At 63.9% G+C, this 18821-nt stretch carries 19 protein-coding genes; 1 reads left to right on the forward strand and 18 read right to left on the reverse strand.

What is annotated here, in order from left to right:
- Positions 1 to 3 precede the first annotated feature (3 nt).
- From IT350_04125 to IT350_04205, 17 genes are all read right to left on the reverse strand, one after another.
- Positions 4 to 483, reverse strand: a complete 480-nt coding sequence (locus IT350_04125) for a hypothetical protein (protein ID MCC6157216.1) — start codon at positions 481 to 483, stop codon at positions 4 to 6.
- On the reverse strand, positions 480 to 1451 hold the full coding sequence (gene lgt, locus IT350_04130) for a prolipoprotein diacylglyceryl transferase (GenBank protein ID MCC6157217.1): 972 nt from the start codon (positions 1449 to 1451) through the stop codon (positions 480 to 482). The genes IT350_04125 and lgt overlap by 4 nt, the downstream gene beginning before the upstream one ends.
- The gene (lspA, locus tag IT350_04135) at positions 1451 to 1966 is read right to left on the reverse strand and encodes a signal peptidase II (protein ID MCC6157218.1); all 516 of its coding nucleotides are present in this window, start codon (positions 1964 to 1966) and stop codon (positions 1451 to 1453) included. The genes lgt and lspA (IT350_04135) overlap by 1 nt, the downstream gene beginning before the upstream one ends.
- Positions 1963 to 2517, reverse strand: coding sequence for a signal peptidase II (gene lspA, locus IT350_04140; protein ID MCC6157219.1), 555 nt, complete (start codon positions 2515 to 2517; stop codon positions 1963 to 1965). The genes lspA (IT350_04135) and lspA (IT350_04140) overlap by 4 nt, the downstream gene beginning before the upstream one ends.
- Positions 2518 to 2620: 103 nt before the next feature.
- On the reverse strand, positions 2621 to 3643 hold the full coding sequence (locus tag IT350_04145) for a hypothetical protein (GenBank protein ID MCC6157220.1): 1023 nt from the start codon (positions 3641 to 3643) through the stop codon (positions 2621 to 2623).
- Between the two features lie 165 nt (positions 3644 to 3808).
- Positions 3809 to 4273: a hypothetical protein gene (locus IT350_04150; protein ID MCC6157221.1), complete on the reverse strand. Its 465-nt coding sequence runs from the start codon at positions 4271 to 4273 to the stop codon at positions 3809 to 3811.
- Between the two features lie 32 nt (positions 4274 to 4305).
- Positions 4306 to 5004: a Crp/Fnr family transcriptional regulator gene (locus IT350_04155; protein MCC6157222.1), complete on the reverse strand. Its 699-nt coding sequence runs from the start codon at positions 5002 to 5004 to the stop codon at positions 4306 to 4308.
- A gap of 107 nt (positions 5005 to 5111) precedes the next feature.
- A complete protein-coding gene (locus IT350_04160; protein ID MCC6157223.1) occupies positions 5112 to 5981 on the reverse strand; it encodes a phosphodiester glycosidase family protein in 870 nt (289 codons plus the stop codon).
- A 56-nt stretch (positions 5982 to 6037) separates the two neighbouring features.
- A complete protein-coding gene (locus IT350_04165; GenBank protein ID MCC6157224.1) occupies positions 6038 to 6373 on the reverse strand; it encodes a hypothetical protein in 336 nt (111 codons plus the stop codon).
- Positions 6374 to 6382: 9 nt separating this feature from the next.
- Complete coding sequence (locus IT350_04170; GenBank protein ID MCC6157225.1) at positions 6383 to 7510, reverse strand: hypothetical protein; 1128 nt, start codon at positions 7508 to 7510, stop codon at positions 6383 to 6385.
- Complete coding sequence (gene hflX, locus IT350_04175; GenBank protein MCC6157226.1) at positions 7507 to 8763, reverse strand: GTPase HflX; 1257 nt, start codon at positions 8761 to 8763, stop codon at positions 7507 to 7509. The genes IT350_04170 and hflX overlap by 4 nt, the downstream gene beginning before the upstream one ends.
- Positions 8764 to 9099 carry an RNA chaperone Hfq gene (hfq, locus tag IT350_04180; protein MCC6157227.1) on the reverse strand — a complete coding sequence of 112 codons (336 nt, stop codon included), beginning with the start codon at positions 9097 to 9099 and terminating at the stop codon, positions 8764 to 8766.
- Positions 9100 to 9126: 27 nt separating this feature from the next.
- Positions 9127 to 12618 carry a DNA polymerase III subunit alpha gene (gene dnaE / locus IT350_04185; protein MCC6157228.1) on the reverse strand — a complete coding sequence of 1164 codons (3492 nt, stop codon included), beginning with the start codon at positions 12616 to 12618 and terminating at the stop codon, positions 9127 to 9129.
- Positions 12619 to 12650: 32 nt separating this feature from the next.
- Positions 12651 to 14207, reverse strand: coding sequence for a glutamine-hydrolyzing GMP synthase (gene guaA, locus IT350_04190; GenBank protein ID MCC6157229.1), 1557 nt, complete (start codon positions 14205 to 14207; stop codon positions 12651 to 12653).
- Positions 14208 to 14234: 27 nt separating this feature from the next.
- Positions 14235 to 15701, reverse strand: a complete 1467-nt coding sequence (gene guaB / locus IT350_04195) for an IMP dehydrogenase (GenBank protein MCC6157230.1) — start codon at positions 15699 to 15701, stop codon at positions 14235 to 14237.
- A gap of 22 nt (positions 15702 to 15723) precedes the next feature.
- Positions 15724 to 16140 carry a hypothetical protein gene (locus tag IT350_04200; GenBank protein MCC6157231.1) on the reverse strand — a complete coding sequence of 139 codons (417 nt, stop codon included), beginning with the start codon at positions 16138 to 16140 and terminating at the stop codon, positions 15724 to 15726.
- 71 nt (positions 16141 to 16211) lie between these two features.
- On the reverse strand, positions 16212 to 17123 hold the full coding sequence (locus tag IT350_04205) for a hypothetical protein (GenBank protein MCC6157232.1): 912 nt from the start codon (positions 17121 to 17123) through the stop codon (positions 16212 to 16214).
- Positions 17124 to 17278: 155 nt separating this feature from the next.
- Here IT350_04205 and IT350_04210 point away from each other — a divergent pair, with 155 nt between their 5' ends.
- A complete protein-coding gene (locus tag IT350_04210) occupies positions 17279 to 17857 on the forward strand; it encodes a hypothetical protein (protein ID MCC6157233.1) in 579 nt (192 codons plus the stop codon).
- A 107-nt stretch (positions 17858 to 17964) separates the two neighbouring features.
- On the opposite strand, the gene IT350_04215 is transcribed toward IT350_04210, so the two are convergent.
- The gene (locus IT350_04215) at positions 17965 to 18675 is read right to left on the reverse strand and encodes a hypothetical protein (GenBank protein ID MCC6157234.1); all 711 of its coding nucleotides are present in this window, start codon (positions 18673 to 18675) and stop codon (positions 17965 to 17967) included.
- Between the last annotated feature and the right edge of the window lie 146 nt (positions 18676 to 18821).

Consider the following 18821-nt stretch of genomic DNA (forward strand, 5'->3'; position numbering starts at 1 on the left):
CGGTCAGTAGGCATCGGGGCGCAGATACCAACGCCCGCCGGACTTTTCCCACCGCTGGCTTTCGTGGATTCGCGCGTACCACAAGAAATAGATGCGGCCCCAGATGTCGATATCCACATGCGCCACCGCGCCGTTGGGCTCGATCTTGATGTCGTTCACGCGGTACTTCAGCACGATCTCCCGCGAGAAGTCGTTCTTGCGCATGAGCGACGCGTAAATCGCGATGAAATCGGTCTGATCCTTTTCGTTCTCGAAGTACGGGCGAATCTTCCCGCGCGTGATGTACGCCGTGAGCTTCTGGTCCTCGAGCCCGGACCACAGGCCGTCGACCCGGCCGCGCAGATCCTGCGCGCGCACCGACGCCTCGTCCTCGGGCATCGCGGCCACGGCTTCGTATTCGTCGAGACGCAGCTTCTCGTTCTTGAGGGCGCACCCGGCCATCGCCACAAGGACGAGGCCGACCACCGCCATACGCCGGATCATCGTTTCTTCTTTCCGCCTTTTTTCGTGGACCGCGCCCGGTCGCCGCCCCCGTTCGGTTTTGCGGCGGGCGCGCCGGCCGGAATCATCTTAGAAACGGCCTGCGTCTTTCGCAACGTCGCCCAGAGGACGGCCGACACGCCGAACAGGAGAAGGCTCACGACCTGGCTCTCGGAGAGCCGAAACGCGTAAAGCCCCGGCCCGGTCTCGAAAAGCGCCTCCGTCGCGAGCAGCAGCTTCCACAGACCCGTGGCGGACGCGGCGGTAAGCCCCGCCGTCGCGCTCACGTGGAAGAGCGTCATGAATCCGCGTGGATCGGCGCGGAAAAACTCGAGGCCGATGCGCGCGAGGCCGTAGAGCACCAGAAACGACGCAATCACCTGTCCGTGAAAGCGCTTGCGCGGACGCACCACGAAATACAGGAACAGGCAGATCGCGTAGGAGAGAATCGATTCGGCGAACTGCGTGGGATAGAGCGGCACGCCGGAGAGCCCGACGGACTGCGGCGGGAAGGTCACGCCGAACGGAAAATCGGCCGGGCAGGTCTTGCCGTGGCAGCAGCCCGCGAGAAAACACCCGATGCGCGCCGTGCCGAGGCCAAACGCGATGCCGGGAGCGACGAAGTCCGAATACATGGCGAGCGGGAGTTTCTGACGACGCAGGTACGCGAGGCCGGCGATCGCCCCGCCGATGAGCCCGCCGTAATACACGAGCCCGCCCTCGCGCACGTTCAGGATCTGCAGGGGGTTGTCCTTGTAGTGATCCCAAAATACGAAGCAGTGGAAAAGTCGCGCGCCGATCATCGACAGGATGACCACGTAGATGGCCATGTTGCTGATGTGCTCGGGGTCGCCGCCCGCTTCCTTGACCTGTCGGCTCGCGATCCAGATCGCGCCCAAAAACGCGCAGGCCAGCATGACGCCGTACGCATGCACGGGCACGCCGAAGATTGTGAACAGGACCGGATGCATCAGCGCGCCTCGGCCTTGCGCCCGGCGCGCAGGTTTTCGATGAGAAAGACGATGACGCCGACGACGATGGCGATGTCGGCGACGTTGAACGCCGGCCACGCGACCGACCGGTAGTGGAAGAGCAGAAAATCGACCACGCCGCCGACCGCGAGTCGGTCCCACAGATTGCCGAGCGCGCCGCCCATGACGGCGCCGAGCGCCCAGATTTGCACTCTGTCCTCGGGGCCGAGTTGCACCAGAAACGAGATCAGCGCGGCGATGGCGAGGCCCGAAACGCCGAGAAAAAACAGCACCGGGCTCGAATCGAAGAGGCTGAAAGCCGCACCGGTGTTGTACCGCAGCGTCAGGTCGAACAGGCCGGGAATCACCTCACGCAGCTCGCCCTCGGAAAACGCTCCGCGCGCGAGGACCTTCGTCCACCGGTCGAGCGCCATCACGGCGGCGCAGATCGACACGACCGGCAGCACCTTCACGCGCCAGACCGACGTCGCATTCCCACGCCGTTCCGCCGTCACGGAGTCTCCTCACGCAGGTCGGGCGGGGGAAGGATCGCGTCGTCGTTCGGCGGCTGGTCGTGACGTCGCGAATCCCACTGCATCTCATGGCGGCTCATGTCCCACAAAAAGAGCAGCACGCCCACGACGATCACGATGTCGGCCACGTTGAAGGTCGGCCAGATGCGACTACCGAACCGGAGATCGAGGAAATCGACGACCGCGCCGATGCGCAGCCGGTCACTGATGTTGCCGAGCGCGCCGCCGAGAATCATCGACAGGGCGACCGTGAGACGCAGCCGGTCGGGCGCGACCCGCGACACGAAATAGACAATGAAGCCGAGTGCGATGACCGACACGACGAGAAAAAACGGCAAGGGCTGGCCCCGGAAGAGCCCGAAGGCCGCGCCGGGGTTGAGCTTGTGCGTGATGTGGAACGTGCCCTCGACGACCGCGACGCTGCGCTCGAACGGGAAATGGCGCAGCACCCAGAACTTGGTGATCTGGTCCAGCGCGAGGCACGTGAGCGCGCCGTAGGCGACCACGAGAAACTTGTTGCGATAAACGGACAAATCGGCCTCCAGGCCGCCCGAAAAAGTCGCCCCTCACTAACGGAAAGGCCGCGCACGGTCAAGCCGCGGCGGCCTTTTCCATTCGTGTCGCGAGCGACCGTGTTCAGCCAAAAACCGGGCAGTCGCCCTCGTCGCCTTCCTCTTCGAGCGTCAGCGGATCGCCGGATTCGAAGCGGACTTCGATCCGGTAGTAGGTGCGTCCGAAGAGTTCGTCCCAGCACTCGATCCCGCCGATCTCGGTCACGTTCGAGCCGAACGTGTCGTCGCTGCCGATATCGCCGCCGCTCGCGGCGAACTCCGAGGTGCCCGCACCGGTCGGCTCCCACTGCGTGACAACGGACGCGCGTTCGGGGTCCGAAGAATTTCCGCCGTCGATTTCGACGTCGAAGATGTACGAGAACTCGCCCGAGTTGTCCGCGTGGTTGTGATAGTGGTAGGTGCCGGTGGACGGATACCCCGAGTCCTCGCCGACGAAATCGGTAAACTCGATGTCGATGCGCCGCCCGTCGGTGTAGGTGTCGTAGTCCACGTCGAAGCGGCCCGAGGCATCCCAAGTGGGATCGAGCCCCTGAAGCGCCGTGAAGTCCATGTAGAGGTTGCCCACCCCACGCCGCGCGGTATCGGTGGCGGGCGTGATCTCGCCGCCCCACACCGCCGTGAATTCGCCGTCGGTGTTCTTGGGCCGGTGCGACCACGTGTAGTCGAACTGCGTGTCGGAGACCTGCGTCATTTCGAACTGCGCCTCGACCGGCGACAGTCCGCTGGGGATGAAGGGACCCCACGTGCAGGTGTTGTCGTCACTTTGCGTCGGCGGATAGGTGAGGATCTCGTCGAGAAAACCGAGCTGGCCGAGAATCCAGTGGTTGAGACCGCGGCTGATATCGACCGTCAGATCGTAATAGACCGGCAGTTGACCCAGCGATTTGGGCCAACTCTTGCCGTCCGCCTCGGGAATCGTCACCTCGAGCGAGTCGGGGTCCGGCGCGGCCTTGAGGCAGGCGTCGCACAACTCGGTGTTCACGGCTTCGAGGCCGAACGACCCGCCCTCGGGCTCCTGAAAGCACGCCGAAAAATATGCCGCCGCCGCCGCCATCCCCAGGATGGCGAGCAATCTCAGGGTTCTCATGTCGTCTCTCCCGACCGGCTCATGGCCATCGCACGGGGATAGTGAATCGCTTTTGCCGCCGGACGTCAAGAAACATCCGTGTGACGCAATATGATGCAAACTGTGTTGCAGCGCGGATTGTGGAGAACTTCAGCGTGAGGACGTCAGCCCTGGCGGCCCGTCTCGTCAGCCCTTCCGCCCCGCGTAGTCGCGCAGGAAGATCGTCTCCAGGCGGTCCTTGTGCTTTTCTTCCTCGACCTTCATGTGGGCGAAGAACTCGAAGAGCGGCGTTTCGCGAAAGGTGTCCATGTAGCGCGAATAGTATTGGACCGCCCGCTCCTCGTGGTGGATCGCAAACGCGATGACCTCCTTGGCGGTCGTGTCCTCGGTGATCTCGTGCACGTCGGGGATGCGCAGCGGCGGGCCCTTGCGCGGCTGGTCGCGGCGGCCGAGCCGGTCGAAGTTCTTGTCGGCCAGCGTCATCTCCAGCAGCTTGATGTGGCCCTCTTCCTCGCGCATCAGCATGGCGAGGGCTTTGTTGCCGTTGTCGTCCTTGAGCCGTCCCTTCCACTGCTTGTACATCTCGTACGACAGCCGCTCGCGGTTGACGGACTTCTTGATCATCTCGTCGAGTTCGAAAATCTCGGACACGTCGTCCCTCCGAAGTCGGCTTCGCCCAGGCCCTAGACCAGTTCTTCCGGCAGGGTCTGAAGCCGCTCCATGTCCTTGATGTAAATCGTCTTGCCCTTGGTTTCGATGATGCCCTCTTTCGAGAGGCGCGAAATGATGCGGATGGTCGTCTCGACCGTGCTGCCGACCATGTCGGCGATGTCCTGACGCGTCAGGATCACGGGGATGCGCGTCTTCTTGCCCTCTTCGCGACCGATCCGGTCGGCGAGCTTGAGCAGCAGATTGACGATACGCCGTTCGACGCGCTCGACCGCGAGACCCTGAATCACCTCCTGCGACTCGCGTAGGCGGCGCGAGAGCTCCAGGATAATCTCGTAGCTCACGTTGGGATGCCGCCGGACCATGGCGAGGAACTCGAGCCGCGGGATCTTGAGGATGACCGCCGCTTCCATCGTTTTGGCCGAGAGGGGGTATGCCCGACCGTCGAACAGGGCGATTTCGCCGAAGGTTTCGCCCGCGTCGACAATCCGCAGGATCGTCTCCTTGCCCGACGGGCTCTGCTTGAACAGCTTCACCTTGCCGCGCTTGAGGATGAGCAGCCAGTGAGGCGGATCACCTTCCCAGAAGACGCTCTCGCCCTTTTTCAGCGACTCCTCCACGCAGAGGGCGTGGATCGACGAGAGCGCGTCCATGTCGAACGCGGAAAAGATGAAGATGTTTTTCAGAATCTCGAAGTTGTCCACCGCAGCCACCCCAAAGAATCGATCGACCGAGCACAGTCAAGTCCGAATGGCCCCAAATCTACGGGAATCGCGCGCTTTGCACAATCGGTTCAAGCGGCCGATTCCATCGGCCGACTTCAGCGGGCAAACACCGCGAGCAGGACCGGGACGTTGACGAACCCCCGGATGAGCCTGGCGTCGGTTTCGCCGCGCAGGGCGAGCTGCGTGCTCGTTCCGCCATCCAGATTGAGGGCCTGCGCCACGCCGAAACCGCCCTTGCCCTCGGGCAGGGCGAGCACTTCGGCGAAATGGGCCAGCGTGATGCCCGACATGACGGTGTCGGTGACGACGAAGATCACGCGGCCCTTTTTGTCGGTCGCGACGGCGGAGCGGCGCGTGACGCGGTCCTTGTTGTCGAAGTCCTTGAGAGCCGAACCGTCGCGCACGAGCCAAGGACCGGACTGAATCGCGTTCGTGACGCCCGAGCCCGTATATCGATCGCGTTCGACGAGATCCGCGCGACCGTCATACACGGCGAAGACACCCCGGTGATCGCCCGCCTTCACGAGCGGCGAAACCTCGTGCCCCTTCGACACGCACAGCCCGAGAATCCCGAGTTCCTCGTTGAAAAACGACCCGTTCATCATGGCGATCGCGCCCAGACTCTCGGAGAGCACGCCGATGGGCTTCGTGCCGATCTCCGCGGGTTTGATCGCGACGACCTCGATGCGAACGTGACCGGGATCCATGCGCAGGGCCACGAGATCGAGGGCGTGGTCGCCGCCTCGCCGGATCGTCAGGATGCGGCGTTCGACGCCCTTCGCGACGGGCATCCAGTACCCGGCCTCGGCGATGGAAAGCTCGCCGAAGACCTTTTCGCGATATGACGAGATTTGCCCCGCCGCAAAGCGGTAGACCAGGTCGGGATAGCGAGTGAAGGCGACGCCGCCGGTGATGGCGCCGATCACGATGAGTCCGGCCAGTATTCGCCCGATCCATCCCCACATGCGATGGACTCCCGGAATCCGGCCCCGGTCCCGCGCGGTGGGCGCGCGGCGACACGTCAGTCGTCGGCCAGATCCGTCTTCTTGGGTTTGGGCAACATCCGCACGTCGATGACCGTCGGCTGACGTCCGGCCACGACCTCTCGGGTCTCATTCTGAAAGTCGTCGTGCTCGAAACGCAGCACGTGACCGCCCGCCGTCACCGCCAGCCGGCCCGACTCGCCGTCGAAGCGGCGTGCGCGACCAATCAATCGACCGTCCAGATAAACCTTGGCGTCGTCCGGCGACACCTTGAGCACGTAATCGGTCGTCGGCCGATCACCGTTCAGTTGATCGAGCGGGACGGCGCAGGCCGCCAAGGCGACCAGTGAAACGACGACGGCAATGGTTTTCATCAGCGACACTTAGCGAACGACCTCGAAGACCTGCAAACCGGGACGACCCGGAACGGGGCGCAGTTTGACCGGAGCGCCCTCGATTTTCAAGACGGCATCGGCGAACGACTCGTCCTTGCCGGAAAATTCCACCACGAAGACGGCGACCGATCCGGAATGGAACGAATCGAAGGTCACGGAACGTACGCCCTCAACGGCTTTCCAGGCGTCCGTGAGCGCGCGCACCGCGCCCGGCTCGGCCATCCCGCGCACCTCCACGGTCAATTTGCGGACCGCGTGTGTCTCGAACAGCCCCGCGCCGACCATGGCGTCGCGAATGCGCGCCGCGATGTCCGAGGCGGCGCTGTCCGGAATGGCGTCGTCGGGCGTTGCGGACCAGCGATACGAGAAATCGGCGAGGGTCGTTTTGGCGACGAGGTCGTGAACACGCACGATCACCGTTCTCGCGTCGGGATCGCCTCGGCGTTTCGCGGCGTCCTCGCCCGGAATGGGTTTGGTCGGCCGGCGTATGCCGATGGCGACGACACGTACGCCGAAGGTCTCGTGGATCTTCGCGAGGGGACGCAGATCGCCGCGCACGGCCGCGCCGATCTCCCCGCCTTTCGCGACCGCATCGGCGGCATCGCGGCCCGCGACGCTCACGTCCGTTGCGGCGAGCGCATCCGCGACGCGACGGTCGAAATCGGCCAGACGCGTGAAGCCCTCGTCGGTCTCGTCGAACATCAGCGCCAGGATCGAGGAATCTCCGGTCGCGTACGGCGACGCGAGCGCGTCGAACGCCGCCGTCAGGCGATGCATATCGAAGGAGACCGAGAGACGCACGCGCCACTCGTTTTCCATGCGCGCGTCGAAGAGCGTCTGGGAGGTGAGGATAAAACGATCGGCGGCGGGAATCAGCTTCGACCGGATCGCGGAGCGCTTCGCCTCGAGCACGCTCGCGGGCCAGGTGGCGTCGAGCGCCGCTTGCAGCGCGGCTCGCTTGGCGAGCTTCACCGCTTCATTCCGCGCGTCGCGAACATGGTCGCCGCGAATGGGCACCGCGGCCTCGCCTTCGTAGCGCGAAACCGCCCAGGCCGTTGCGTCGATCAGCGCGACGCAGAGCATCGCCACGCCGATCGCGACACCGCGCGCGGTCATTGCAGGAATTCCGAGACAATGGCGAGCAGTTTCGGCGACACCCACGCGCGGACGCTCACGCACTCTCCGTCGAGGATTTCGGAGATCACGGTGCCGTCGCGATGCAACGCCGACAGCAGGTCCCCGCGCCCCGCGGGAATCAGCACGTCCACCCGGCTGCGTCCGCGATGAAGCCGGTCCGCGAGCATCGATCGCAGTTCGACGAGACCCTCGCCCGTTCGCGCGCTCACGGCCACCGCCGAGGGCAACTCGCGCAAAAGACGCGTCACAACGGCGGGATGTTCGCACCGGTCGATCTTGTTGAGCACGCTGATGACGTCGCCGGTGGGAATGCCGATTTCGCCCAGCACGGCGTGCACGGCCTCGATGTGATGATCGACCGCCTCGTGCGACACGTCGATGACGTGCAGCAGGTGCGCGGACGACGTGACCTCCTCGAAGGTCGCCTTGAAGCTCTCGACGAGCTGATGCGGCAGCTTGCGGATGAATCCGACGGTGTCGGAAACGAGCATGCGCTCGCCGCGCCCGAGGACGATCTCGCGCGTGGCGGGATCGAGCGTCGCGAAGAGGCGGTTCTCGGCCAGCGCGTCCGCGCCCGCCAGCGCGTTGAAGAGCGTGGACTTTCCCGCGTTGGTGTAACCGATCAGGCTCGCGGTTTCGTAGGGGACGCGTTCGCGCGCGGCGCGGTGAAGCGAGCGCGTGCGGCGGACATGGTCGAGCCGCTTCTTGATCCGCGTGATCTTTTCCTGAATTCGGCGGCGGTCGATTTCGAGATCGGTTTCGCCGGGGCCGCGCGTTCCGATGCCCGCGCCTTGGCGCGACAGGTGCGTCCACATGCCGCGCAGACGCGGGAGCAGGTATTCGAGCTGCGCGAGCTCGACCTGCAGCTTGCCCTCGGCGCTGCGCGCGCGCATGGCGAAGATGTCGAGGATGAGGCCCGTGCGATCGAGCACCATCTTGCCCGCCGACTCCTCGATGTTGCGCTGCTGCGACGGCGAGAGATCGTCGTCGAAGAGAACGAAGTCGACGTCGCCCTCGGCCGCGCGCGTCGAGACCTGCTCGAGCTTGCCCTGCCCGATGAACGTCCGCGCGTTGATGACCGGCACATCGCACAGGATGCGCCCGACATCCACGCCGCCGGCGGTGACGAGCAGCTCGGCGAGTTCGTCGAGGGATTCGAGGGCGTCGGACGTGGTGACGCCCCGCCGGCGCGTTCCCACCAGCAGGGCGTTTCTTTGCGTGGCCTGGGGCATTTACTCCCGGTCGCGATCCCGGTCGCGGTCGCCGCGGTGATATCCGCCGCTGCTGCCGCCGGGGTGATCGCGGTCGCGGTCGCGCGGCGGTTGCGACGCACCCTCTCCGAAGAGCTGGGCCATCTTGCTGCCCGCGGGCACGTTCACGTTGGTGATCGCGTGTTTGTACACGAGGTGAAAACGCTCGCCGTCGAGAACCACGCAGTAGTTGTCGAAGCTCTTGATGATGCCTTCGACCTTTTGCCCGTCGGACAATTCCATGGTGATCTTGATGCGCTCGCGTCGAGCCTGATTCAAAAACTGGTCCTGCACGTTGATGCGCGGTCTCATGGCCATACGCCTCCTTGAAGGGCAAATCCCAGATTACGAAAACATGACAACGTCGCGGCCGAGAAGTTGCTCGATGTCCGCGATCAGTTCATCACTCGGTTCCACTCCCAGATGCGGCGGCAACCGCAGCACAGCGTCTCCGACCCCCGGCAGCGCCACGCGCAAAACGGGTCGACATCGTCCGCGCTTCGCGTTCGTGACGATCCGTTTGAGCATGTCCACCGCCCCTTCCGACATCCGCTCCGACGCGAGTCGGATATGCAATTCGTCTCCCAGCGACCGCTGTGCCGACGCGAGCGGCGTGACCTCCTCGACGAAGATCTTCGGTCCGCGGTCTTCCGGCGCTTCCGCCCGCCCCTTCATCAGAAGCGGTTCGTCGGACTTGATCAGCGATTCGTATTTCGCGCACGGCTCGCTGTAAACGATCGCCTCGAAACTTCCCGTCAGGTCCTCGACTTCCAGGATCGCCATGCGTCCACGCGGCGTATCCCGGAATTTCCGTTCCGTCACGATCACCCCGACCGTCGCGGCGACACTCGCCGTGATCTCGCGGAGCGATTCGCACGTATGCGTCGTGTATTTGCGAATAATCTTCGCATACTGGCGCAAGGGATGTCCAGTGAGAAAAAATCCGAACGCGAGTTTCTCGTGGTCGAGCTTCTCCTGATCGCTCCACGGCGGCGCTTCCGGCAGCGTCGATTCGACCGGCGCGGCGCTCGCGGGAGTCGCCGATCCGAAGAGGCTCACCTGTCCGCTCGCGCGGTCGCGCGCTTCGCGGCTCGCGCGCTCCATCACCGTATCGAGTCCCATGAAAAGCCGCGCGCGGTTCGGCTCCAGTTCGTCGAACGCGCCCGCGCGCACGAGACTTTCCAGCACGCGCCGGTTCACGGTCTGCGTGTCGAGGTGCTCCATCAGGTGCGAGATCGAGCGGAAGGATCCGGCCTTTGCGCGCGCGCCGACGATGGCTTCGATCGCGCCCTCGCCGATGCCCTTGATTCCCGCAAGACCGTAACGGATGCGTCCGTCCTCGACCATGAAGTCGAGCACCGAATGGTTGATGTCGGGCGGCAGGATCTCGAGGCCCATCTCGCGCACCTCGTTGACCATCGTGTGCAGCTTGTCCGTGTCGCCCGCGTCGAGCGTCAGCAGCTCCGCCATGAACTCGATGGGATAGTTCGCCTTGAGCCACGCCGTCTGATACGCGACGACGCCGTACGCCGCGGAATGGCTCTTGTTGAAGCCGTACTCCGCGAATTTTTCCATCTGATCCCAGATCTTCTCGGCCTTGGCCGCGGGGACCTCGCGCTCGGCCGCGCCCTTCAGGAATTTCTCGCTGAATGTCACCATCTTGTTCTTGTCTTTTTTGCTCATGGCGCGGCGCATGAGGTCGGACTGGCCGAGCGAGAAGCCCGCCACCGCGTTCGCCACCTGCATGACCTGTTCCTGATAAACCATCATGCCGTAGGTCTCGCGCAGATACTCCTCGAGCATCGGCAGCTCGTACACCACCGCCTGTTCGCCTTTTTTCGATGCGATGAAGGTGTCGATCATGCCGGAGCCGATGGGGCCTGGACGGTAGAGCGCGACGAGCGCGACGATCTCGTCGATCGTGCGCGGCGCGATGCGCAGCAGTAGTTCCTTCATGCCGCGCGATTCGAGCTGGAAGACGCCGGTCGTCAGGCCCTGGCTGAGCAGATCGAACGTCTTCGCGTCGTCCATCGCGATCTCGTCGATGTCGATCTCGACGCCGCGCGTCGATTTGATCAGCGCGAGCGCCTTGTCGATGATCGTGAGCGTCTTGAGGCCGAGGAAATCGAACTTGATGAGGCCGCTCTTTTCGACGTCGTTCTTGTCCCACTGCGTCATGACGTAGCCGTCTTTGTCGCGCATGAGGGGAACGAGTTCGGTGAGCGGCTGCGGGGCGATGACAAGCCCCGCCGCGTGTTTGCCGGGATTGCGTACGGAGCCTTCGAGCGCCCGCGCGCCTTCCATGATTTCCCGCGCCCACGCGTTGGCGTCGAGGAACGAGCGCAGTTCGGAGTCCTTTTTCACGGCGTCGTCGAGCGTGATGTTCAGGTCGCCCGGGATGAGCTTGGCGAGCTTGTCGACCTCGCCGTAGGGATAGCCCAGCGCGCGGCCCACATCGCGCACGGCCGCCTTCGCTTTGAGAGTGCCGAAGGTCGCGATCTGGCAGACGTTGTCCTCGCCGTACTTCTTCGTGACGTACTCGATGACGCGGTCGCGCCCGTGGGCGCAGAAGTCACAGTCGATGTCGGGATTGTCGGCGCGCTCGGGATTCAGAAAACGCTCGAACAGCAGGCTGTAACGCACGGGGTCGATGTCGGTAATGCCGAGCGCCCAGCACGCCACGCTGCCCGCGGCGCTGCCGCGTCCCGGGCCCACGCGCACGTCGTTGCGCCGCGCCCAGTTCATGAAATCCTGCACGATGAGCAGATAACCGGCGAAGCCCTTTTCCTCGATCAGCGCGAGCTCACCCGCGAGCCGGTCATCGTACTCCCTGCGCGCGTTCGTCCACTCGACCGGATCGGAGAACTTTCGCGCGAGCTTCTCGAACCTGCGGTCGAGCCCCTCGCGGGTCATCTCCTCAAAGACCTCGTTGATCGCGCGTCCGCCCGTGTCGAACTGCGGATAGATGAACCCGCCCATCGAGATATCGAGGTTGCAGCGCTCGGCGATCTCGGCGGTGTTCGCCGCGGCTTCGGGATGGTCCGAGAAAAGGTCGTACATCTCCTCGGTGGAACGCAGGTAGAACGCCTCGGACTGATACTTCTTGCGCTTCGTCTCGTGGATCGTCTTGTTGGTGCCCACGCACAGCAGGATGTCGTGGGGCTTGGCGTCCTCGGGGCGCAGGTAGTGGCAGTCGTTCGTGGCGACGAGGGGCAGGTTCATCCGCGCGGAAAAATCGAAGAGCGCCCGGTTGATCGTCTCCTGCTCCGCGATCGAGTTGCGTTGCACTTCGAGATAGAAGCGCCCGTCGAAGGTCGCCGCGTGCCATTCGATGAGCGCCTCGGCCTTTTTCAAATCGCCGGCCAGAATCGCCGTCGAGACTTCGCTCGACATGCAGCCCGATGTGGCGATGAGCCCCGCGTTGTACTTCGCCAGCAGTTCGTGATCGACGCGCGGGCGGTAATACATGCCGTCCAGGTGCGCGGCGGAAACGAGCTTGATGAGGTTGTGATAGCCGGTCAGATCCGACGCCAGCACCAGCAGGTGGTGGGCTCGTTTGCCCTCGGTCGGCTTGCGTTCGCGGTGCGATCCCGGCGTGACGTACACCTCGCAGCCGATGATCGGTTTGAGGTCCTTGTCGCGGGCCGCGTTGTAAAACTGGATCGCGCTGCACAGGTTGCCGTGCTCGGTCACCGCGACGGCGCGCTGCCCGTGGGCACGTACCGCGTCCATGAGCGGCGATTCCTTCGATTTCGGATCAGTGGGGTGAAGGATCTTGTTCGTCGCGTCGAGGAACGAAAAGTGCGTGTGCAGGTGCAGATGAACGAAGTCTTTCATGGCTCCCCGATTTCACGGCCGCGCGGGCCGGTTCACTCCCACTCGATCGTCGCGGGCGGCTTGCTGGAGATGTCGTACACCACGCGGTTGACGCCCTCGACCTCGTTGATAATGCGGTTGCTGATGCGAGCCAGCAGGTCGTACGGGATGTGCACCCAGTCGGCCGTCATGCCGTCGAGTGAGTGCACCGCGCGTAGCGCAATCGTATGCGCGTAGGTACGTTCGTCGCCCATCACCCCGACGCTGCGCACGGGCAGCAGCACGGCGAATGCCTGCCAGATGCGATCATACCAGCCGGACGTGCGCAGTTCCTCGATGAACACCGCGTCGGCGTTCTGCAAAATCTCGATACGCTCGCGCGTCACGACGCCGGGAATCCGAACGGCGAGTCCCGGCCCCGGGAAGGGATGGCGGCCGAGGACGTCGGCCGGAATGTCCAGCTCACGGCCGACCGCGCGGACCTCGTCCTTGAACAGCTCGCGCAGCGGTTCGACGAGCTTGAGGCGCAGCGTGTCGGGCAGCCCGCCGACGTTGTGGTGGCTCTTGATGGTCGCCGACGGGCCGCCCTTGGCGCTGATCGACTCGATCACATCGGGGTAGAGCGTGCCCTGCGCGAGAAACGTCGCGTCGCGGTGGCGTTTCGCTTCGTCGGAGAACACGTCGATGAAGACCTTGCCGATGATCTTGCGCTTGCGCTCCGGGTCTTCGACGCCCGCGAGCTCGTCGAGAAAGCGGTCGGTCGCGTCCACGTAAACCACCTGCAGCCCGAGGCGCTCGCGGTAATCGCGCAGCACCTGCTCGGCCTCGCCTTTTCGCAGCACGCCCGTGTTCACAAAAATCGACGTGAGCTGATCGCCGATGGCGCGACGCAGCAGCACGGCGGTTACGGTGGAATCGACGCCGCCCGACAGGCCGAGAATCACGCCCTCGGCGCCGATGCGCTCGCGCAGGTCGCGGATCGTGATGTCGATGAAGTTGTGCGCGGTCCAGTTGTCGCCGCAACCGCAGATGCGGTGGACGAAGTTGGCGAGGATGTCCAGGCCGCGCGTTGTGTGGACGACCTCGGGGTGGAACTGGAGCGCGTAGAACCGCCGCGTCTCGTCGGCCATGGCGGCGATCGGCGAATTGCCGGATCGTCCCACCGCGCGAAAGCCTTCGGGCATGCGCTCGACGCGGTCACCGTGGCTCATCCAGACGGGCAGCGCGCACCCCGGCTCGAAGCCCGTGAAGAGGCCGCCGTCCTCGAGGATCTCGGTGACCGCCGGGCCGTACTCTCGCCGGTCCGATCGCGCGACCTCGCCGCCGAAAAGCTGCGCCATGAGCTGCATGCCGTAGCAGATGCCGAGCACCGGCACGCCCGTCTCGAGCAGGTCGCGGCCGATTTTCGGCGCGCCGGGATCGTAGATGCTCGACGGCCCGCCAGAGAGAATCACGCCTCGCGGTGCAAACTCGCGCACGCGCTCGACCGTCGCGTCATAGGGCCAGATCTCGCAGTAAACGCGCAGCTCGCGAACCCGCCGGGCGATGAGCTGCGTGTATTGCGATCCGAAATCGAGAATAAGGATCTTTTCGTCAGGAACGGCGTTCATGGCGCTGGGGACTCCGCGAAATTCGGGTTATTTCAATTGATAGTTCGGCGCTTCTTTCGTGACGGTCACGTCGTGGGCGTGGCTTTCCTGAAGCCCCGCGGACGAGATCTCACAAAAACGTGCGCGCGTGCGCAAGTGCTCGATCGTGGGACTGCCCGTGTAACCCATTCCCGCGCGCAGGCCGCCGATCAACTGTTCCACCACGGACCGGATCGAGCCCTTGTACGGGACTCGGCCCTCGATGCCCTCGGGCACGAATTTCGCCGGCGACTCGATGTGATCCTGGGCGTAGCGGTCGGCGCTGCCCTGCGACATCGCGCCGATCGAACCCATGCCGCGATACACCTTGTAGCTTCGACCCTGAAAAAGAATCGCCTCGCCCGGGCTCTCCTCGGTGCCCGCGAACAGGCTGCCGATCATGATCGAATCCGCCCCGGCGGCAAGCGCCTTGACGATGTCGCCGGAGTAGCGGATGCCGCCGTCAGCGATGATCGGCACGCCGAAATTCGCCGCCTCGCGCGCGCACTCGTTGACCGCGGTGATCTGCGGTACGCCGACCCCCGAGACGATGCGCGTGGTGCAGATCGAGCCCGGGCCGATGCCGACCTTCACGCCGTGCGCGCCGGCTTCGCACAGGGCGCGGGTGCCCTCCACGGTCGCTACGTTGCCCGCGACCACCTGGGTGCCCGGGAATCGGTTGCGGATCCAGCGGACAATCTCGATCACGCGTTTCGAGTGACCGTGCGCGGTGTCGACGCACACCACATCGACGTCTTTCTCGACCAGCGCCTCGACCCGGTGACGCGATTCATCGGCCACGCCCACCGCGGCGCCGACCCGATAACGACCGTGGTCGTCTTTGCACGCATTGGGGAAACGCTCGGTCTTTTCGATGTCCTTGATCGTGATGAGCCCGACCAGGTAGCCCGCATCATCCACCACGAGCAGCTTCTCGATTCGGTTCTCGTGCAGGATTCGCTTGGCCTCCACCATCGTCGTGCCGGGTTTCACGGCGATCAGGTGGTCCTTGGTCATCAGCTCGTCGATGCGCTTGTTGAGATCGGTGAGGAATCGCAGGTCGCGGTTGGTCAGGATTCCGACCGGCTTGCCCTCGGCGTTGACCACGGGCAGACCCGAGATCTTGTAGCGCTTCATGATCTCGAGCGCCTCGAAGATGCGCTGCTCGGGCCGCATGGTGATCGGGCGCAGGATCATGCCCGACACGGCCTTCTTGCAGCGGTCCACTTCGAGGGCCTGCTGCTCGGCGCTCATGTTCTTGTGGATGATGCCGATGCCGCCCTGCTGCGCCATGGCGATCGCGGTGGCGCTTTCGGTCACCGTGTCCATGGCGGCGGACAGCAGCGGGATGCTCAGCCGGATGTCGCGCGTCAGCCGTGTCCCGAGGTCGGCCTCCGACGGCAGGAAATCGGCGTAGTCGGGCAGGAGCAGGACATCGTCAAACGTCAGTGCGTGAACGCGATCATCATTGAGCATCGGAAACGGCCCCTCGCCCCCCTCACGGTTTGGGCGGAGTTTTGTGGAACAGCGTCTGGACCTGCGTGATCTCGCGGGTCATCGTGTTTTCGACCTTGTACGGAGGCAAAAACGAAACCGGCACCGCGCGGGTGTAGCTGTAGACGACCTTGATCTCGTTGTTGAAGCGGTTGATGTTGATGCTTCCATCGGCCGACAGGGGAACCTTCGCGCGTTCGGCCACCTTGTTGATCTCGGCCAGCATCTCCTGATCACTCACCTGCGACGCCTTGATCATCTGGGCTTCGATGGCGCGCTTGAGCGACATCTCGCCGTAGATCGGCGGCACGTAGCACCAGCAGCCGACGACGATGGCCGCCAGAAAGAGGAGCAGCAGCGCCGAGACGTAGTTGAATCCGCCCCTCACGTGTTCGCGTCCGATGTTCCGTACGGTCTTCATGGTCCCACCCCTTCGTGTTTCGGTCGTTCCGGCGATCGAGCACGCAACGCGCGCATTCGCGGCGCGCGGACCTACGCGTCCAGCGTCCCTTCCGGCGGCCAGTCGTCCGCCATGAGGATTCCGTCGAGCAACCCGCCTTCCGACACCATCAGCGCGTCGAATCCCCCGAGGCGCATGACGGTTCGCACGATCCGAAAACCCGCCACGATCAAATCCTCGCGTCCCTTCTCCAGCCCCGGCAATGCGCCGACGCGTTCGGACGCGGGCAAACCGATCAACTGTCCGTAGAGCGCGTCGAGCGCCGTCGCCGACACGCGATGCCGATGCACCTTCGACCCTTCGTAGGGCACGAGACGCAGATCCATCGCCGCGAGCGTTGTCGCCGTCCCCGCGATGCCCACCAAGGTGTCCGGCACCGGCTCGTCGAAGAACTCGCGGATGCCGTTTTCGATCACGCCATCCACGGCGGCGATCTGATCCGGCGTCGGGGGATCGTTTTTCAAAAATCCCTCGGTCACCGTCACGACACCCAGGTCGAAACTCCGTCGGCGTCGAACCTCGCCGCCCGTCACGACCACGAGTTCGGTCGAAAAGCCGCCGATGTCGATGAGCAGGAGTTCGGGGACCTCGTCACCCAGGTGATGCGCCGCCCCCATCGCCGAAAGCCGCGCCTCGGTGTTGCCGCTGATGACGCACGGCGCGAGTCCCGGCAGTTCGTGCAGCGCCGCGAGAAACGCGCTCCGATCGTCGGCGCGGCGCACGACGCCGGTGCAGGCCGCGCGGACCGTGGACGCTCCCCCATCGATGGCGAACCTTGAAAACTCGCGGGCGGCGTCGACCGTGCGACGCACCGACGCGGGATCGAGCCGGCCGGAAAAACCGCCGGCGAGCCGCGTGATTCGGCGCCGGACCTCGACGCGGCGAAGCGCCCCGCCCTCGCCGTCGGCGAGGAGAACGCGGACCGTGTTCGATCCGATGTCCATCGAGGCGCGTAACATTTCGGGTGTATAGCACACCCCCCATTTGGGCGGCAAGCGCCCTCGCGTTGACAGGCCGGGCGGGGATGCTATATCTAGTCGTTATTCCGCAGCGGGATACTACATCCTGTTTGTTTCACCCTCGCAGACGGGGTTTGCGCATGCGTCATCAGCGATCGGTTTCCCGGGCGTCCGTGCTCGTTTTCGCTCTGGTTTTCTTCGCGTTCGCGGGCACGGCGGGCGCGAAAGACCTGTCCCAGCGCATCAGCCTGGGCTACAACAATCAGGCGAGCGTCGGCTGGATCGGCGGCGCGGATGCGGGCCTGACACAGCAGTTTCTCTACAGCAACGGCATTTCGACCAAGTACTGGCTGAACCGCGACCTCGGGTTCGAGGGCGTGCTCGGCTACTACACGGCGAAGAACGAGGACGTCGGCGGCTGGGCCGCCCAGATCATGGGCAAGGTCCACTACGTGCTCAATCACGAAGACAACATGATGTTCTACACCGGCGCCGGGCTCGGCCTGATGCCGATGAAGGTCGATTACGGCCGCGAAGAAGAAAACGAGACGGGGTTCCTGTTCAATGCGTTCCTCGGCTGGGAGTTCTTCCTGCAGGGCTTGCCGAATCTGGGCTTCGACGTCGAGGTCGGCCTGCAATACGTCGATGTCGACACCTTCGCGAGCTTCGGCACCTACGGCGGCGGATTCGGCATGCTGGGAATCCGCTACTACTTCTGACGCCGCGCCTCACCGAAAATCGAAACGCGCCGGGGATTGCCTCGGCGCGTTTTTCTTCGATCCGATCGGTGAGAAGCGCTCGGCGAGCGCCTCACCCCAGGCTCAAATCACTGCTTCGTGAATGTGACCGCACTCTTCGTGAACCACGTCCTTGTCGTCGGGCCATCGGAGCCGCCCGTGATGAGACCAAAATATTTCTGCTCACCGGTTGGAGCGTCATCACAAGCTGCTTCGTCCGGCCAAACGTTCACGGTCACAATCAACGTGTCATCGGCGGCATCCCATGTTCCGGTTTCGCGTTCGACGTACACGGGAACGTCCAGACAACTCAGCTCTCCGGTCATCGGGTCGGCTCCAACGGTCACCCAATAAGTCACGTCGATTTCCGGCGAACCGTTTGGAGTTTTCTTGAACTCAATTGTAGCCTCGTTTCCGTTGATTTCCGTAACCCGTGCCACGTAGATCGCATGGCAATCCGTGTTGCCGGCTTCGCAGGTACAAGCTGTGTCAGGGGTATAGTCCGACTGCCATGCATTCAGCGACGGATCTATCGTGAAATCACAATCCGCGACAGAGTCGTCGTCTGCGTCATCGTCGGCATCATCATCCGCATCGTCGTCTGAGTCGTCATCGGCGTCGTCATCTGTGTCGTCGTCAGAATCATCGTCGACAGTATCGTCATCAACGGAATCGCCATCGGCGACATCATCATCCGAATCATCATCATCATCATCATCACCGCACGCTTGTACGAGAAGCCCAATGGTGGCCGCAAAAATGAATACCGAAAGGTACAGCGAAGCGTTTCTCATGCTCATCTCGACTCCTCCTTATTGGGTTGATTCGTGACAGGAAATATCAAGACGCCGTTTTTCATGGCGAATAAACGGCATCAATTGCAAGTGTCCTTCGTCAATTCCAAGGTAACCGGCGTAAAGTAGGTTTTGGTCCCTGGAGCAGTCCC

It is taken from the genome of Deltaproteobacteria bacterium (assembly GCA_020845895.1).
Lineage (GTDB): Bacteria > Lernaellota > Lernaellaia > JACKCT01 > JACKCT01 > JADLEX01.

Coding starts and splice junctions, on each gene's coding strand:
- lgt (MCC6157217.1), bottom strand. CDS start 1,451: ATGCATCCGGTCCTGTTCACAATCTTCGGCGTGCCCGTGCATGCGTAC.
- hflX (MCC6157226.1), bottom strand. CDS start 8,763: ATGCCCCAGGCCACGCAAAGAAACGCCCTGCTGGTGGGAACGCGCCGG.
- hfq (MCC6157227.1), bottom strand. CDS start 9,099: ATGGCCATGAGACCGCGCATCAACGTGCAGGACCAGTTTTTGAATCAG.
- IT350_04160 (MCC6157223.1), bottom strand. CDS start 5,981: ATGTGGGGATGGATCGGGCGAATACTGGCCGGACTCATCGTGATCGGC.
- IT350_04170 (MCC6157225.1), bottom strand. CDS start 7,510: ATGACCGCGCGCGGTGTCGCGATCGGCGTGGCGATGCTCTGCGTCGCG.
- guaA (MCC6157229.1), bottom strand. CDS start 14,207: ATGAACGCCGTTCCTGACGAAAAGATCCTTATTCTCGATTTCGGATCG.
- IT350_04125 (MCC6157216.1), bottom strand. CDS start 483: ATGATCCGGCGTATGGCGGTGGTCGGCCTCGTCCTTGTGGCGATGGCC.
- IT350_04145 (MCC6157220.1), bottom strand. CDS start 3,643: ATGAGAACCCTGAGATTGCTCGCCATCCTGGGGATGGCGGCGGCGGCG.
- IT350_04200 (MCC6157231.1), bottom strand. CDS start 16,140: ATGAAGACCGTACGGAACATCGGACGCGAACACGTGAGGGGCGGATTC.
- IT350_04205 (MCC6157232.1), bottom strand. CDS start 17,123: ATGGACATCGGATCGAACACGGTCCGCGTTCTCCTCGCCGACGGCGAG.
- dnaE (MCC6157228.1), bottom strand. CDS start 12,618: ATGAAAGACTTCGTTCATCTGCACCTGCACACGCACTTTTCGTTCCTC.
- guaB (MCC6157230.1), bottom strand. CDS start 15,701: ATGCTCAATGATGATCGCGTTCACGCACTGACGTTTGACGATGTCCTG.
- IT350_04215 (MCC6157234.1), bottom strand. CDS start 18,675: ATGAGCATGAGAAACGCTTCGCTGTACCTTTCGGTATTCATTTTTGCG.
- IT350_04210 (MCC6157233.1), top strand. CDS start 17,279: ATGCGTCATCAGCGATCGGTTTCCCGGGCGTCCGTGCTCGTTTTCGCT.
- IT350_04165 (MCC6157224.1), bottom strand. CDS start 6,373: ATGAAAACCATTGCCGTCGTCGTTTCACTGGTCGCCTTGGCGGCCTGC.